Here is a 15,212-nt window from a genome sequence, read left to right as displayed (position 1 = left end):
ATTCTCTCCTTTAATTTTTTTTATGAGACTTTGCCATCTCAAAAAAATCCTTGAATAGATACTCCGCATCATGCGGGCCCGGAGAGCTTTCCGGGTGGTATTGTACTGCCATGACCGGATTTTTATCCGGCTTAAATCCTTCCAAAGTTGAATCATTGAGATTGATGTGGCTTACACTTGTCCCAGAGCCAGAATTGTGAATAACCGCAAATCCATGATTTTGAGCGGTAATTTCTACTTTTTTCGTAATTGTATTCTGAACAGGTTGATTCCCGCCTCTATGCCCAAATCGCATCTTAGTAGTTTTCTCTCCCATCGCAAGACCTATAATCTGGTGTCCAAGACAAATTCCAAATAGAGGAAGTTTTTCTCCAATGATCGTTTTTGCTGTATCGATTGCATAGTTCAAAGGCTCTGGATCACCCGGCCCATTTGAGAGAAAGTAGGCATCAAAATTTTCATCCATTAAAGTTTTTATCGGATAGAGAGCAGGTACAACTGTAACCGCAAACCCGGATTCGTCTAATTTCCTGAGGATATTTAATTTAACACCATAATCATAGACTGCTACCTTCATAGATTTACCAGAATGGTCGCCAAAATCATAACGATCTTTTGTGGATACCACTTTTGCTAAATCCATTCCTTCTAATCCTGGAAACAGCTTAACTTTTTCTAAAAAAGAGTCCGAATAAGAGTCTGCAACAAAAATACCTCCATTGGGAGACCCGTTCTTACGAATAAAACGAGTCAATTTCCTTGTGTCTATTCCTTGGATTGCCGGAACTTTGTATCTTTTTAAAAAATCCGAGAGTGGCTCCTTAGCTTGAAAATTAGAAGGGATAGGAACGTATTCTTTTACGATTAGTCCGCTTGCAAAAATCTTATCTGATTCCATATCTATATCGGAAACACCGTAATTCCCAATCATCGGGTAGGTCATTGTAACGATTTGCTTGCAATAGGAAGGGTCAGTTAAAATTTCCTGATAACCAGAAAGAGAAGTATTAAATACGACTTCACCGACTTCTTCAGATTCGTACCCAAAAGATTCACCTTCGTACACTTCTCCGTTGTCTAAAACTAAAAAGGCTTTCATCGTTTATACATATTTTTCAAAGTGGAGTTAAGGTCAATAAAATGCTTACAGACAAAGAGAAATCTTACGCGCTGATTTTTGGTGAAAACTGGAAAGAAAATCTCGTTCCAATCAGAATAGCAGGAAAAGAATATTTTGTTCCTTCAAAAATTTCACTCCTTCGGGCATTTCATTTTATTTCGATGGAATACGATGGATTAGATCTAAGCCTACAAAAACACTGCTGGGCAGGCACTTGCGAAAACTGTATGATCCGTTTCAAAGATACACAAATGGGATTCACAAAAGCACTTGCCTGTCAGATGGAATGCGAAAAAGATTTGGAAATTAGTGAATTCCCGTTTACAATGAAAAAAAGGATCCAATGATGAGAAGAAAATCTATTCTATCGAAACTAGTATTTTTAGGTATTTTTATTTTATCCTATCTTATTTTTAATTATGTCGCATTTTCTACAAAAATTCAATTTCAGAAATTTTTATCGGATAGTTTTTTTTCAGAAGGCTTTTTTCAGTTTATTGAAGTGTTTCTACTCGTTATTTTCTCTTATTTTACTGCAAATATTGTGGTTTATGGGAGGTTTTTCACTAAAAATCTTCGTTGAAAATTTTCGGAAATTTTTGTTTGACTAATTTTTCACTAAGTCAATACGTTATTTTATTGGCTTACACGAGATTTTTCTCGTCTTTTTTCGCTTTACTAAAAGTCCATGCGAAGATTTTGCTATTATGGTAAGTCGTACAAAACATATTTTTAAGGAGATTAAAAATGACAAAAAGTTTCATTAGAAACGCTGCTGTACTTGCGATGGTTGCAGTTTTCGCTTTTTCTTGCGGCGGAACTATCAAACTCGCAAATCCTAACTTCAAAGAGAAAATTGACTGGAAAAAGCAACAAGGTATTGTTCTTCCAATCGACATTCATGGTTTCGGTGATGGAGCTCAAGCTGTTGCAAACTCAGGAGCTTTGATGCTTGCAATTCTCGGATCTACTCTTGATGAAAACAAAATTCCAAGATGGATTTCTCTTCAACCTGCAATCCTTCTACCACCTTTCAACGCTAACCTTAGCCACGAAATGTGCTGGAACGTTTACCACATGGCAGATTTTCATAAAGAATGGGATCCAACCAAAGATGTGCATGGCGGATCTGAGCAACCAGTTGTAAAACTTGTTCGCGCTCTTCCACCTGCTGTTTCTGCTGGTATCGCAGGAGCTGAAAAATTGATCGCAGAAAAATTCAACAAAAAAGGATTTAAAATTGCTTTCAAACCACGTTTCTTACTTGGTGCTCACATTGACAGTGATGGTGTAAAAACTATTGCTGGAAAAGGTATGAATACTGCAAGAGTGAGAGCATTCCTCTACGACTCTAACAGTGGACAATACTTAAGCTATGCTGAATGGACATCTGCAATCCCTTGGACAGGAACAGACGCTGATAAAGCTACTGTAGTTGCAAAAATGGCTACTCTTGGACCTGAAATCCTTGCAATGGCTATTGTTCCTTTAACCGAGCAAAATAAATAATCTTTAGTATCTACACTAAAGAAATTATTTTAGAAAATCCGCCAGCTGAAAAGTTGGCGGTTTTTTTATGCACACTCTTCTTTTGGTTCTTCTAATAAAAACAATTCAATTTCTTTTTTGTCGTTAAAACCACCAATTTTTTGTCTGTAAGTTGCAGCTGTTTTTGGGTTTTCAATTTCCAATTTTCGGTTTTTGCTGATTGTCAAAACTGAAAGTGGTTTTTGTGTCGGGTGTTTGCCACACGATTTTTCCCAAGGTGCAATCGCTGGAAGTTTCCAAACATCTTTCATTTGTTTGTTTGTCTCGAACTAATGGAAGCCATTTGCGATTGAACTCGTTTATGTATTCGAAGCCGTGAGACTTATCTTAACTCCAATTATTTCGAGTAATATAGTAGTGTAAATATTTTATAATCAATGTCTTCAATAAATTCACAAGGCTCATTCAGAGGAATATCATTAATTGTTATTAGGTCGAATACTTGAGGAGTGATTTGAACAACTTTTGATACAATATCATTTCCCCAAAATGTAATATTTTCTCCTTCAATCAGATAAAAATTTGCTCCGTTAGAGAGTGTATCAAAAGATATAATACTTTCCTTTGGAAAAGTTCCAATTTCTGTTGAAACATAATCATCACTGTCTAAAACAATTTCTTCATTCCTATACAATTGACGAACCTTTGTAATTGCTTCATCTTTTGTTTCAGCTTCCACTTCAATTATTCTTGATAAGAACTCTTGAATTTCAATTTTAAATGTTTCCATAGATAAAAAATCTATTATAAAAGTATTTCAAAAGCTTTCTGTTCAATAATATTTTCATATTGTTTAATTAGAGTATCATAATCTAAAAATGTAACACGATTATATTTCGATAAATCATTAAAAGAAGAATACTTTATTTTGCTTGTGTAATCAATTTTCCTCATACGGTCAGCTACAATTATCATCCGAGAGTTAAAATCTTGCAAATCGTTAAATTTTAACAATGAATTTTGTATATCAGAAGAGTGTTCAATTTCAAAAAATGAATGAGGTAAAGCTCGTTCATTAAACCAAATAACGTCAATAGTTGAACTTCTCTTAACAATACTATCATAAGAATACTTCGGTATCTCATTCATCGTACTGATTTCGCTTAGTTTTCTTTCATCATAAAATTTTCTATTTTTATCTTGATTTGGAACAAATGTAGAAAAGCCCTTCAAGTTTCCAATAATTAAAAGTAGTCCTTGATAATAAGAATGATTAAACTCCTGTAATTCTTTAGAGTCAATATTTTTACTAGTCTCGAGTATGATGCCTCTATTCTCAATACCAGCTTTCATTTTTTTTAATCCATACAAACCTGGCTTAATCTTATAAATATTTTTATCAAGTTGGACAATTCTTCTAATACTTGCAAAAGGAGTTTTAGTTTTCCATACGCAATCTTTTATCTTTAGAACATCTTGATTTAGTTGCCCTAATGTCGCAACACCTCCAAGTTTTTCTAGTGCCAATATTACTGCCTCGTTTTGTTTCATTTAAGTTGCATTGTTTACCATATAATATAAGTCGTCAAAAAAACTGTCGTTTTCATCCTTTCCCTTAACGTCTGAATTGCTCAAAATCCAAGTATGGTTTAGTGCATCAAGTTTGTGGCAAAAATCTCTTAATCTGACTTGCTCTTGATCGTTGAATTCGTCTTTTGCATACGAATTGAAATTAGAAGTTTCACTCAATGGCTTGTAAGGTGGATCGAAATAAAACAAAGTGTTGTTATCAGCGAAATTCAGAGTTTCTTCATAGTCGCCACAAAGAATTTCCACTTTTTGCAATGCTTGACTAACTGCCAAAATATTTTCTCTGTCGCAAATTGTCGGTCTCTTGTAGCTGCCCATTGGCACGTTGTATTCGTTTTTTCGATTCACTCTATAAAGTCCGTTGAAACAAGTCCGATTGAGAAAAATAAACAAAGCGGCTTGTCCGCTTTGTTCTTCTTTTCTTTTATTGTAAAGCTCTCTTTTTGAGTAGTAATATTCTTTTTTTTTGTTCGTCTTTGCCTTCAAGTCCGTGAAATTCATTTTGTAAGTTGAAGTATTGAAATCAGTTCTTTTGGTTTTGATGCAATTGTCTTGTATGTGTTAATAAGGTCTTCGTTAATGTCATTTGTTACGGCTTTTTGTAGGTTTGGAAAGTTGTTTAACATCCAAAACAAAACTGCACCTCTTCCAACAAAGGGTTCTATGTAGGTAAATTTGTCCTTTGTAATGTCATTGGGCAAAGCCTTTTCAATGTCGTTAATGAGCTGTGTTTTTCCACCTGCCCATTTTAAAAATGGTTTTGCAATTCTGTCTGTCATTGGTCTTTTTTTAAATCAAGGATATTTACAATTACTATTTTTCTTATTCCTCGTTTGGGTCAGTTAATTGTCAACCGATTTTGTCTGCACGGTCGCCTTTTAGGGTGTCGGCTAACTTGTCTTTTTGTATCTATCAGTTCGAAATTTTGTAATCTTTAGGAAGCAAGGTGTTACCATTGCTTCCGCTTAAAATAACAGAAATTTAATAACAAGACCTAATAAACAACCAAGCATCGTTATTTGAAGTTTTTCCATATACTGAAACCTTTTATTCATTTCTGAAATAACAAGATTGATTTTTTTGTCAGACTCGGCAAACCCAGTTTTCATCTGGTCTATAACAAGATTCATTTTTTTGTCAGACTCGACGAACCCGGTCTTCATCTGGTCTATAGCCATACCCATCCTCTTGTCTATTTCAGAAAACCTAAGATCAACTTTTTCTCCGACAAATTTAATCTCAGATCGGATTCCAATTTGCTCTTTTTCTATCGGAACGAACTCTTCCATTACTAAATTTTGACGAATTTGTTGAGTTCTGTCAACTATAAATTTTTCAATCGCCATAGTTGCTTTTTTGGCAGATACCTCTGAGGCGTGAATTTCCAGTAATACTTCATACAATTCTATAATCATTTTCTTCTCCATTACATACTAAGGTAGAAAAAAAGGGTCGAAAAAAAATAAATTTTAAAGAAATTAGGCGGATAGTGTATATTTTTTCCTAAACACGTAATTCCAATTATACTTATACGGATGTAGAAACATCAACTACGTATTTTATAACACTGTAGTAACCCTTCTGGGTTTTCCTCGTCTCTCTCTATTGTGAGCTAAAAAATACACTGCCTTTTCAAGCCTTTCAGTTAATTCTTTGGCACTCTTTTTTTCGTGTCCTTTTGGAAAATCATCAGGCAGAATAGGCATCCCGATATTATATGTAATTTTAGTTTTAAAAGCCTGCCCTGATAAAAATGCCTTTGGTTCAGACATTCTCCAAGCTCCATTTATACCTGACGGAATAATCGGCACTTGTGCTCGAATTGCAATTTTTGCTGCAAGTGCCTTAAAAGGTGCGATGATTCCCGTTTCAGACCTTGTTCCTTCAGGATAAATCGAAAGGATTTCTCCTGATTTCACCAAAGATACCATATAATTTTCGAGTTCTTCGTAATAGGCTACGGCTGCTTTAGCACCCGCTCCTTCTCCAATATGTCCACGAATAATCGGCATACTCCCCCATTTTTGCAATTGATTTGAATATACATTTCCAAACGCATTGAGTAGATTTTCAATTTGAGGTTTTAGAAGATTTAAAGGAAAAGATTGAAATGGCGAACTCGGAGAGCTTAAATACTCTATTATAGTATCTTGAGGTCGAAAGATTTCGTATTTTCCCAAAAAAACTATCTTTCTGGGAGAATACACACCCTGAACAGGTATATCTAAAATATCCGTATGATTGCACACGATCACAGCCCCACCGGCCTTGGGGATTAGCTCTGTCCCTGTCACAGATACATTGTACACAAGCTCCAACAAAGTCCTAAGTGCAAGCACAGGTGCTTCACGAGGAAGTGTAAATAATTTTAAAGTATTTTCAAATTCTTGCCAATTATCAATATTTTCAGTCATAAGATTTGCCTTTCTCGCTATACTTTCATAAAAACATTCAAAAATCAAGACGTTTTATAAATATATATATATTTTATACATTTAGATTTAACTCTAAAAAAGAATTTCTTTTTTAACGATAAAATAAAAAAGTTTTTAAAATGAGATATAAAACACTACTCGATAACAATATTTTATTCGGAAATGGTTTTTTAGAATCTATACCACACCCGGAAGGAATCTTGGGGGAGTTTTTTAAAGCAATTTCCGTATTTTGTCACTACTCCGGTGGGATAACCTTCTTTATTTTTCTACTGCCTTTTGTATATATTTGCTACTCAAGAAACTTGGGCATTAAATTAGGGGTGGCTATTTTAAGTACAGGCATTTTGAATGGACTTGCAAAATTTTACTTTGAAAGCCCGAGACCTTCCGGTCTATCCAATAGCTTTACACAATTATTGAAAAGTGCCGAAGAAAAATCTTTTGGATTCCCTTCAGGTCATTCTCATGTCGCTATTTTAATCTGGGGGATTTTTTTTCTTCATTTTAAAAATAAATTTTTGAAAGGCTTTTCTCTTTTTATGATTTTTTCAGTGCCTTTAAGCCGAATGTATGTGGGAGTTCACTACCCCGGAGATGTTATAGGCGGTTTATTGATGGGGTTTATTTCTCTTATTCTTATTGAATGGATTTTTAAACTATCTCCGGATTTTCCTTCCTTAAAAGAGATGGACAGCAAAAAACTAATTTCACTGATACGCTCGATCTCTCTTGCGCTGATTGCAATTACCCTGCCAGTAACTTTAGTGTCAAGCCATGCAAATAACGAAATTCACAGCCAGTCCTTAAATTCTGTAATCGCAGCCAGTGGTTCCCTTGCCGGATTTTTTTCCGGAATTTTATTCTTAAAGTACAAGTTTGGAGAAAATTATTTTGATTGGGATATGGTAACTACAATTTCTTCTTTTCTATTTAGAAGTATTTTTATTTTAATCGGAGTATTGCTTTTTTATTTTCTACTGGGGGGTATTTCAAAAAAATATTTTCATGATGAAGTTTTATTTAGATATATTCGGTACTTCCTTTTGAACTTTTTTCTGATTTGCATTACACCTTACTTACTGTATAAAGTAGCCAACGGGAAGTATATGAAAACCTAATTGTATGACGATAGCACAAATCAAATCAAATTTTCTTTCAATTACAAAATCTGGATTTTTTAAGTCCTCGATGTTCGTTGCTGTATCCAAAGTATTTTCATCTCTTTGCAATTTAGTTTTTATGATCTATGCGGTCAACCTGCTCACTAAATCTGAGAATGGCCATTTTCAGTACTACTTGGGCTTTGTTCCGGTTATACTTGCAATCACAGAATTTGGTCTACCTTCAGCTCTTGTAAAATTTTTAGCTCCAGCTACAGAAAATAAAAAAATAATCGGAATGATTCTTTCTTCTTCTCTTCTCATTAAAACAATTTCCTTTCTATTTTTATTATTTTTGGGTTTGGTATTTTTTCTAAGTTTTTCTGAAGACCCATTGATTATTTTTATTTTAGTAGTAGGAGGACTTGGTACTTCTTTTTTAAGCTACTTTGAAAGCGTATTTATTTCTTTTGGAGATTATACCTCACTCGCCTTGTGGAATCCCTTAGGCAATCTGATTCGACTTGTAGCCCTATATATCACAAATTATTTTACTGTAGGGATATTAGGGTATGTAGATATTTTGGCAATATTTTCTCTAAGTCCGATTTTTATTCTTGTGCTTTTCTTTTTTGTATTTGATCGAAAAAAACTAAACTGGGGAGCGTCAAAAGAAGACATACAAAAAGGTACTAAGGAGCTTGCTCTTTTTAATTCTTGGGCATTTCTTGCGTCTATTTTTGCAATTGTTTCAGACAGACTTGAAATATTTTTCATAAGCAAATACCACCCACCTGAGGCAATCGCTGTCTATGGAACCGCACTACAATTATTTAGTGGTTTTGGAATCATCCTTTCTACTCTAAATTCTGTTATCTATCCCGGGCTTGCCAAGCTCATTGATACAGAAGATTTTAAAAAGTATTTGTTAAAATCAGCAACAGTCGCATTTATTTTTGCAATATTTTTATCTCCCGGATTTTTTTTAGCAGAATGGATTTTAGACTTACTTTTTGCAGGAAAGTATTCAGACTCAATAGTTGTATTTAAAATTCTCTATCCAAATTATCTTTTACAATTGGTATTTGCACCATTTGGAATCGCACTTTTTGCAATGGGAAAACCAAAGATTCTAGCAATCCTAGCATTTATAAGATTATTCGCCGGGGTTATTTTAGACAATATACTCATTCCTGAATTTGGAGTCACAGGGGCCGGGCTTTCTTTTTTTCTAGGACAAATTATTTCTTGGCTTGTGCTTGCTGGATATTTCTGGGCAACATTCTGGAGAGAATAATTTGCTACATTCTATTTGAAATTATACAAGTATTACTATAAATTCAAATCTTTCCTAATGCCTCTTCTAAATCCTTTAACAAATCCGATACGTCTTCTATTCCGATGGATAGCCTTATGATTCTTTCAGTTATCCCTACTTTTTCTCTGTGAGCTGAATCCATTCCTGCGTGGGTCATAGTAGCCGGGTGGCAAATCAAAGATTCAATTCCACCAAGAGATTCAGCTACCGAAAAAATTTTCACTGATCGCAAAATTTTATTCACTTCTTCAACCGTACCTTTCACTTCAAAAGAAAGCATAGAGCCGAACCCTGTTTGTTGTTTCTTCGCAAGTGCATGTTGAGGGTGAGAGCTTAGACCCGGGTAATTTACTTTTTTTATTTTAGGATGAACCTCTAAAAATTTCGCTATATCCATTGCATTTTTTTCGTGTTGTTTCATTCTTAAAAACAGCGTTTTTATTCCTCGAAGAACAAGCCATGCATCAAAAGGAGCTTCACTCAAACCTAAGTTATTCACAATATTGTGAATTTTTTCTGCATAGTCTTCTGTTTTTGAAATTACAACTCCACCCACTACATCGCTATGTCCATTAAGATATTTTGTGGTAGAATGAATGATCAAATCTGCTCCAAGCTCAAACGGTTTTTGGAACACAGGAGAAAGAAAAGTATTGTCAACTACAGAAATAGCATTATTCGTATGTGCAATGTCGCTTAACGCTTGAATATCTACTATATTTAGAAGTGGGTTACTTGGAGTTTCAATCCAAACTACTTTGGTATTGGGTCGAATTTCTTTTTTGACTAAACCTAAATCTTGCATATTTACAAATGTCACCTGCAAGTTAAATGTGGAATGAAAATGACGAAATAGTCTTTCCGTTCCACCATAGCAATCATCTGTGCAAAGTATATGGTCTCCCGATTGAAATAAATTTAAAACCGCAGTGATTGCAGCCATTCCTGTAGTCACTGCTCGTGCAGAGACTCCCCCTTCCAAGGCTGAAAGATTTTCTTCCAAAGCACGTCTTGTCGGGTTTGCAGTCCTTGAATAATCATACCCTTTCGTTACCCCTACATCTTCAAATCGAAAAGTAGAAGTCTGATATATAGGTGTGATTACACTGTTGAATGTAGAATCTTTTGCAACTCCACAATGAATCGCAGATGTTTGAGGTTTCATAATCTTACCCTGTGTGTTTGAATTTTAAAAGCGACCGGAATGAATCATAGCGGGCGATGGGACTCGAACCCACTCTAGATGCTTGGAAGGCAGCTGTGCTACCGTTACACCACGCCCGCATTTGACTTTTTTCATTGTTTTTTTTTGTGAAATAGAGTCAACATTTTCTTATTGTACTTTTTATCAAAATTTATTCCTGTGTAAACTTATGACGAATAAACTCCAAAAATACAGAGATTACTACAAAAAAATTGTAAAATTTTCAGAAATACAAAGTGTTTTACACTGGGATTATGAAGTAATGATGCCAAAAGATGCGGCTGAAAATCGCTCCGAACAAATTTCATTACTCGCTAAGATGCACCACGATATGTTTGTTTCTGAAGAATTCACAAGGCTTATTGATGATGCAAAAAATGAAGTAATTCAAAAAAATCCTCCCGATAAGGAAATTTTACTAAGGGAGTTTCAAATATTAAAAAAAGATAGAGATCGTGCTTTAAAAATTCCTACTGATTTAGTGGAAAATTTTTCTAAACAAACCAGCATTTCACATCAAGTCTGGGCAAATGCCAGAAAAAATAACAACTTTAAAGAGTTTGAACCAAATCTTACACAAATCGTAGATCTTATAAAAGAAATGGGAGAATTGTACGGATACGAAGAAGAAAGATACGACTCTCTATTAGAAGAATATGAAACAAAGACTACTGCAAAAGATTTAGAACTACTATTTCATAGTTTGAAAAAATCTCTTGTTGTTTTGATCGAGAAATCAAAAACATACCCCAATCCTTTTAAAAAAACAGTCAGCGAAAGTTTACAAAAATCTTTTAATGAGATTTTACCCGAATATTTAGGGCTGCCCAATTCTAGATCCAGATTAGATATTAGCGAGCATCCATTCTCTACGAGCCTAGGAAAAATGGATAAACGAATTACAACCAGATACGACGAAGCGAATCCATTGTCTTCTATATTTGGAGTTTTACACGAAACAGGGCATTCACTCTATGAACTTGGTTTAGGTGAAATGAATGATTTTCCGACTCCTCTAACTTCTTCTGTTTCTTTGGGATTGCACGAATCTCAAAGTAGATTGTGGGAAAATCAAATTGGTAGATCAAGAGAATTTTGGGAATTCTTTTATCCGAAAATGCTTAGTAGATTCCAACTAACGTCCAAAGATATAGATTTGCAAGGTTTGATTGACTATCTACATTCAACAGAGAAGACTAAGATCAGAGTAGAGGCAGATGGACTAACGTACAATTTACATATTATACTTAGATTTGAAATAGAAAGAGAACTAATATCAAGAAATTTAAAAATAAAAGATATTCCTGAACTTTGGAACTCAAAAATGAAAGAATATTTTGGCTTAAGAATTGAAAATGACTCAGAAGGTGTGCTGCAAGATGTTCATTGGAGTGGAGGAGCCTTTGGTTATTTTCCTACATACACACTTGGAAATATTTATTCTGCACAATTGTTTTTCTTTTTTGCAAAAAATCATCCTAACTTCTTAGGAAGTGTAAGTAAGAGTGGAGATTTTTCCATACTCTTGAATTGGCTAAAAGAGAAAATCCATTTACAAGGCAGAATATTCGATCCAAAAGAATTAATTTTTCAAGCTACAGGAGAATTTCCCAACAGCAAGTATCTTTTAAACTATCTTGAATATGATTTCTTAAAATGATTTAAATTCCTTTAAACACAGGTTTTCTTTTTTCTTGAATTGAGCGAATTGTTTCCTGAAAATCTTCAGATATAAAATTTTTCGCTTGTGCGATAGCTTCTTTTTTTAATGCTTCTTGCAGTTTAGAATCATCGTATATATTGGATTTCAAAAATTTTAACGCCATGGAAGAGCTTTCAGTAAACGAAATTGCAATTTCTACCGATCTTTTCACCACTTCAGATTTAGGAACTGAATCTATACACAAGTCTCTCGAATGTGCCCATTCTCCAGAAAAAGCATCTCCTAAAAATAGCAGTTCGTTAGAAATACTTTTCCCGAAAAGCTCCTCGGTAATATAGGATGCCCCCATTCCAGGGTGAATTCCAAGTTTTACAAAGTTAAAAGAATATTTTCCTTCTCTTGCAAAAATTCGAATATCACAAGCAAATGCAAGAGATAGTGCAGCGCCTATCGCATGGCCATTAATTGCACCAATCACTGGGATTGAAAGCCTTCTTATTCCAAGAAAACTATTATAAAAATCATACATGAACTTTTTATTTTCTTCTTCTGATTTTTTAGCAAAAGATTTTAATAACTCAAGGTCTCCCCCTCCAGAAAATATTTCATTTCTTCCGGCAAGAATGAGGCAAGATACTGATGAAATTTCTTTGATAGAATTTAAACTCTTGGAGAACTCTTCAGCCATTTTCTCACTCATGGAATTTTTTGAAGAAGGATTGTTTAAATACAATACAATTATTTTTTTGTTATTTACATCAATTGTTTCTAATTCTACTAAACTCATTACACTGCTACCTTTTTAAATTCAAAGTTTTCATACCATGCACGATCCGAAATAGAAAGCGGTTTTTTCCCAAGCTCCATATTTTTAAAATACTCAAGTAAAATTTCAAGATGAATATTTTCTGCATCAGTCTCTGTCCTAAAACTTTCATCAAGACACTTAGAAATTAAAGCGTCCCCTTTTACTTTGTCATAAAAATAAGAAGGTTTCTCAGAAAAAATTAAATGAGCCGAAATTAAGTCAAACCTTATGGTATCCGCAATTTTATGAAATTCATCGTCGTTCATTGAAAAAAACTGAGATCCAATTTCTGTTTGAAAATAATCACCCCATGTAATAATATCCAGATAAACTCCAAACTTAGATTTTAACTCTTCCAAAGTTTTTTCATCAGTAAATTTTGTAAAAGAAAACCGATCTACTGTTCTTTTGATTTGAATTAGTGTGAGGATTTTTTCAGCAGAAAGCTGCCCCCGTTTCACCATATCGAATAATTCAGGATTTAATTCTGATTCAATTTCTCTTTCCATATTCTAAGTTTCGGCAGTTTTGAACTTTTTCAACGTGAAAAAAGATTCAGTAAAGCAAAGCCGGGTTGATCCATAATCCATTTTGTTTAAATATATGATAACCCAAAAGCCTTTATTCTTCCAGTTTTATTTTCGGGCTTTTTTTTCTTATTCGTCAGGTTTGTGTCGTTTTAGTCTGTTGTAGCGGGTCGTTTTTCTCTTGGAGAGGTAAGATCCCCCCGCAATCGTGGTTACCGGGGTGGGAACTCCATTCTCGAAGAATCGACTGGGGAGAATTATGTCCCATTCGGCAAGGTCAAGCACTAACAAAAGAGTAAAAAGAGCTGTCTTTGTGGTGCCAAGCCAGTCTGCAAGAATGCCAAGCTCAATCCAGTCCTCGTTATTCGGGGTAAAATTCTTCTTCTGCAAATTTTGTCCGACTTCTTGATACGCTTTCTTTACTCTATCCATTTTCTCAAAAGTACCCCAAAGAATCACATTTCTGTATCTGTTCAGCAATGCGTGTAAATATTTTCGTCTCGAAAAACCCGTTGTTCTTCTATTGAACTCGTCCATATATTTTGCTGGAACAAGCAAGCTCGATTGGGTTTCTGCATATTTTTGTGGGTTCATAAATTTCTCCTTAAAGTAAATTTTTCTGCTCTTCTTTATAAGGTAAAAAAAGTTTGCTTTAGAAAAAAAATTTTATCGTTTTTTAGAATTTTTTTTTAGCTTTTACATAAAAAGTCCAAAATCTGTATTAAATGCGTAATCTCTTGAAATTCCCTAAAACGATGGAGTTCCCACATTTTTGCGTGAAAGGTGAACAATTGGTATAAAGCATGCACTTTACAGAAAAGAGTGGAGATCCCACATTTTAGCACGAAAAGTGTAAAATCTGCACTAAACGCGAAATTTCAAAAACTCTACTAAAGCTCAAAACCACTATTTACAAGATAAACCTATTTGCAAAAAATTCCACCACCACTATTTCTGTCTTGTACTGAAATACGTTGACCGTTTTTTGAGGTTTAAAACGACAAACAAATGGGAAGTAAAATTGATTTAAAAAAAGACCAGAAGGAAATAACAGGCAGCTTAGATATTTCAGTAAGCCTCTGAAAATAAAAATAGTAAACGATATTGATAGAAATCTTTTGTCAGTGACAGAAGTTTCTAGAGAATATGAAGTGAGCAGAAGTTGTGTTTACAAATGGCTTTATGCTTTTTCTTCATATAGGAAGAAAGGAATCCGGCAGGTTTTAGAATTGAAGAATGAAACAAATAAATTAACTCAATACAAAGAAAAAATTCGAGAGTTGGAACAAGTCCTCGGTCAAAAACAATTGAAGATAGATTTTTTAGAAAAGATGGTCGATCTGGCTGAAGAAGAATATTCCGTAGATATTAAAAAAAAATTTTCTTTGAGACAATCATTTGGTATTGGGAAAATAAAACCAATTTTTCAGGATCGCAGAAATATTTTATTACCTGACATTTATTGTTGATCTTTTTAGTAGAAAAAAAATTGGTTATTCAGCGAGTTCCGATCTGTTCACTAAAAATACAAGTTATGCGGCATTGCTAATGGCGATTAAAGCAAGAAAAAAATCGAAGATGGAAGTGACAGGTTGCATTATTCATTCTGATGGTGGCGGTCAATATTACAGCAAATCTTTTCTTGAGTTGAAGCGTGTACACCAGATGAAAAATAGCATGGCGATAGATGTTTATGAAAATCCTTTTGCTGAAAGAGTGAATGGGAAAATCAAGAATGAGTATTTGATGCCGTATGCACCTAATAATATTTCAGAGTTAAAAACATTGCTTGCAAAGGCAGTGGCTCTACAATAATGAAAGACCTCATATGTCTTTAGGAATGCAAACACCTGAAAAATATGAGTTAGGGAATAAAAAAGGAGAATACAGATTCTCAAAAAACGGTCAACGCCAATTAGGCTTGGATATTCCGACCTCAGACATCAGGCCTCTGAA

16 protein-coding genes, 1 tRNA gene and 3 pseudogenes are annotated in these 15,212 nt (G+C 34.3%); 8 read left to right on the top strand and 12 right to left on the bottom strand.

Annotated features, from left to right (window positions below; translation table 11 throughout):
* Positions 1-10 precede the first annotated feature (10 nt).
* Complete coding sequence (gene carA / locus HS129_00100) at positions 11-1,099, bottom strand: glutamine-hydrolyzing carbamoyl-phosphate synthase small subunit (GenBank protein ID MBE7410459.1); 1,089 nt, start codon at positions 1,097-1,099, stop codon at positions 11-13.
* Positions 1,100-1,140: 41 nt separating this feature from the next.
* Here carA and HS129_00095 point away from each other — a divergent pair, with 41 nt between their 5' ends.
* The 3 genes from HS129_00095 to HS129_00085 all read left to right on the top strand — a co-directional run bounded on the left by HS129_00095 (position 1,141) and on the right by HS129_00085 (position 2,629).
* On the top strand, positions 1,141-1,467 hold the full coding sequence (locus HS129_00095; GenBank protein MBE7410458.1) for a 2Fe-2S iron-sulfur cluster binding domain-containing protein: 327 nt from the start codon (positions 1,141-1,143) through the stop codon (positions 1,465-1,467).
* On the top strand, positions 1,464-1,703 hold the full coding sequence (locus tag HS129_00090) for a hypothetical protein (GenBank protein ID MBE7410457.1): 240 nt from the start codon (positions 1,464-1,466) through the stop codon (positions 1,701-1,703). The genes HS129_00095 and HS129_00090 overlap by 4 nt, the downstream gene beginning before the upstream one ends.
* Before the next feature lie 164 nt (positions 1,704-1,867).
* Positions 1,868-2,629, top strand: coding sequence for a hypothetical protein (locus tag HS129_00085; protein MBE7410456.1), 762 nt, complete (start codon positions 1,868-1,870; stop codon positions 2,627-2,629).
* Between the two features lie 65 nt (positions 2,630-2,694).
* Here HS129_00085 and HS129_00080 read toward each other — a convergent pair.
* The 6 genes and pseudogenes from HS129_00080 to HS129_00055 form a co-directional block, all read right to left on the bottom strand.
* Positions 2,695-2,995 (bottom strand): annotated as a pseudogene (locus tag HS129_00080) (hypothetical protein).
* A gap of 10 nt (positions 2,996-3,005) precedes the next feature.
* Positions 3,006-3,398, bottom strand: coding sequence for a hypothetical protein (locus HS129_00075; GenBank protein MBE7410455.1), 393 nt, complete (start codon positions 3,396-3,398; stop codon positions 3,006-3,008).
* Between the two features lie 14 nt (positions 3,399-3,412).
* A complete protein-coding gene (locus HS129_00070; protein ID MBE7410454.1) occupies positions 3,413-4,159 on the bottom strand; it encodes a hypothetical protein in 747 nt (248 codons plus the stop codon).
* Positions 4,160-4,977, bottom strand: a pseudogene (locus tag HS129_00065) (DNA adenine methylase).
* A 186-nt stretch (positions 4,978-5,163) separates the two neighbouring features.
* A complete protein-coding gene (locus tag HS129_00060; GenBank protein MBE7410453.1) occupies positions 5,164-5,613 on the bottom strand; it encodes a hypothetical protein in 450 nt (149 codons plus the stop codon).
* Positions 5,614-5,757: 144 nt separating this feature from the next.
* Positions 5,758-6,612: a 1-acyl-sn-glycerol-3-phosphate acyltransferase gene (locus tag HS129_00055; GenBank protein MBE7410452.1), complete on the bottom strand. Its 855-nt coding sequence runs from the start codon at positions 6,610-6,612 to the stop codon at positions 5,758-5,760.
* A 140-nt stretch (positions 6,613-6,752) separates the two neighbouring features.
* On the opposite strand from HS129_00055, the gene HS129_00050 reads away from it, so the two are divergent.
* Positions 6,753-7,754 (top strand): phosphatase PAP2 family protein, encoded by a 1,002-nt coding sequence (locus tag HS129_00050; protein ID MBE7410451.1) that lies wholly within the window; start codon positions 6,753-6,755, stop codon positions 7,752-7,754.
* A gap of 4 nt (positions 7,755-7,758) precedes the next feature.
* Positions 7,759-9,033 (top strand): oligosaccharide flippase family protein, encoded by a 1,275-nt coding sequence (locus HS129_00045; GenBank protein ID MBE7410450.1) that lies wholly within the window; start codon positions 7,759-7,761, stop codon positions 9,031-9,033.
* A gap of 43 nt (positions 9,034-9,076) precedes the next feature.
* Here the strand turns inward: HS129_00045 and HS129_00040 are convergent, their stop codons facing one another.
* Together HS129_00040 and HS129_00035 are read right to left on the bottom strand one after the other, a co-directional pair.
* On the bottom strand, positions 9,077-10,219 hold the full coding sequence (locus HS129_00040; GenBank protein ID MBE7410449.1) for a PLP-dependent transferase: 1,143 nt from the start codon (positions 10,217-10,219) through the stop codon (positions 9,077-9,079).
* A 48-nt stretch (positions 10,220-10,267) separates the two neighbouring features.
* Positions 10,268-10,338, bottom strand: a tRNA-Gly gene (locus tag HS129_00035).
* Positions 10,339-10,427: 89 nt separating this feature from the next.
* Between HS129_00035 and HS129_00030 the strand changes: the two genes are divergently transcribed.
* The gene (locus HS129_00030) at positions 10,428-11,918 is read left to right on the top strand and encodes a carboxypeptidase M32 (GenBank protein ID MBE7410448.1); all 1,491 of its coding nucleotides are present in this window, start codon (positions 10,428-10,430) and stop codon (positions 11,916-11,918) included.
* Position 11,919: 1 nt separating this feature from the next.
* Here the strand turns inward: HS129_00030 and HS129_00025 are convergent, their stop codons facing one another.
* The 3 genes from HS129_00025 to HS129_00015 form a co-directional block, all read right to left on the bottom strand.
* Positions 11,920-12,708 (bottom strand): enoyl-CoA hydratase/isomerase family protein, encoded by a 789-nt coding sequence (locus tag HS129_00025; protein ID MBE7410447.1) that lies wholly within the window; start codon positions 12,706-12,708, stop codon positions 11,920-11,922.
* On the bottom strand, positions 12,708-13,238 hold the full coding sequence (locus HS129_00020; GenBank protein ID MBE7410446.1) for a hypothetical protein: 531 nt from the start codon (positions 13,236-13,238) through the stop codon (positions 12,708-12,710). The genes HS129_00025 and HS129_00020 overlap by 1 nt, the downstream gene beginning before the upstream one ends.
* A 147-nt stretch (positions 13,239-13,385) precedes the next feature.
* Positions 13,386-13,850, bottom strand: coding sequence for a DUF1564 family protein (locus HS129_00015; GenBank protein MBE7410445.1), 465 nt, complete (start codon positions 13,848-13,850; stop codon positions 13,386-13,388).
* Positions 13,851-14,281: 431 nt separating this feature from the next.
* Between HS129_00015 and HS129_00010 the strand changes: the two are divergent.
* Positions 14,282-14,725 (top strand): annotated as a pseudogene (locus HS129_00010) (transposase).
* Entirely contained in the window at positions 14,688-15,071 is a 384-nt protein-coding gene (locus tag HS129_00005) for a DDE-type integrase/transposase/recombinase (GenBank protein ID MBE7410444.1), read from the top strand. Before HS129_00010 ends, HS129_00005 begins: the two are co-directional and overlap by 38 nt.
* Positions 15,072-15,212 lie beyond the last annotated feature (141 nt).

The sequence above is a fragment of the Leptospiraceae bacterium genome (genome assembly GCA_015075105.1).
Lineage (GTDB): Bacteria > Spirochaetota > Leptospiria > Leptospirales > Leptospiraceae > JABWCC01.
This window is presented reverse-complemented; position numbering and strand designations above follow the sequence as displayed.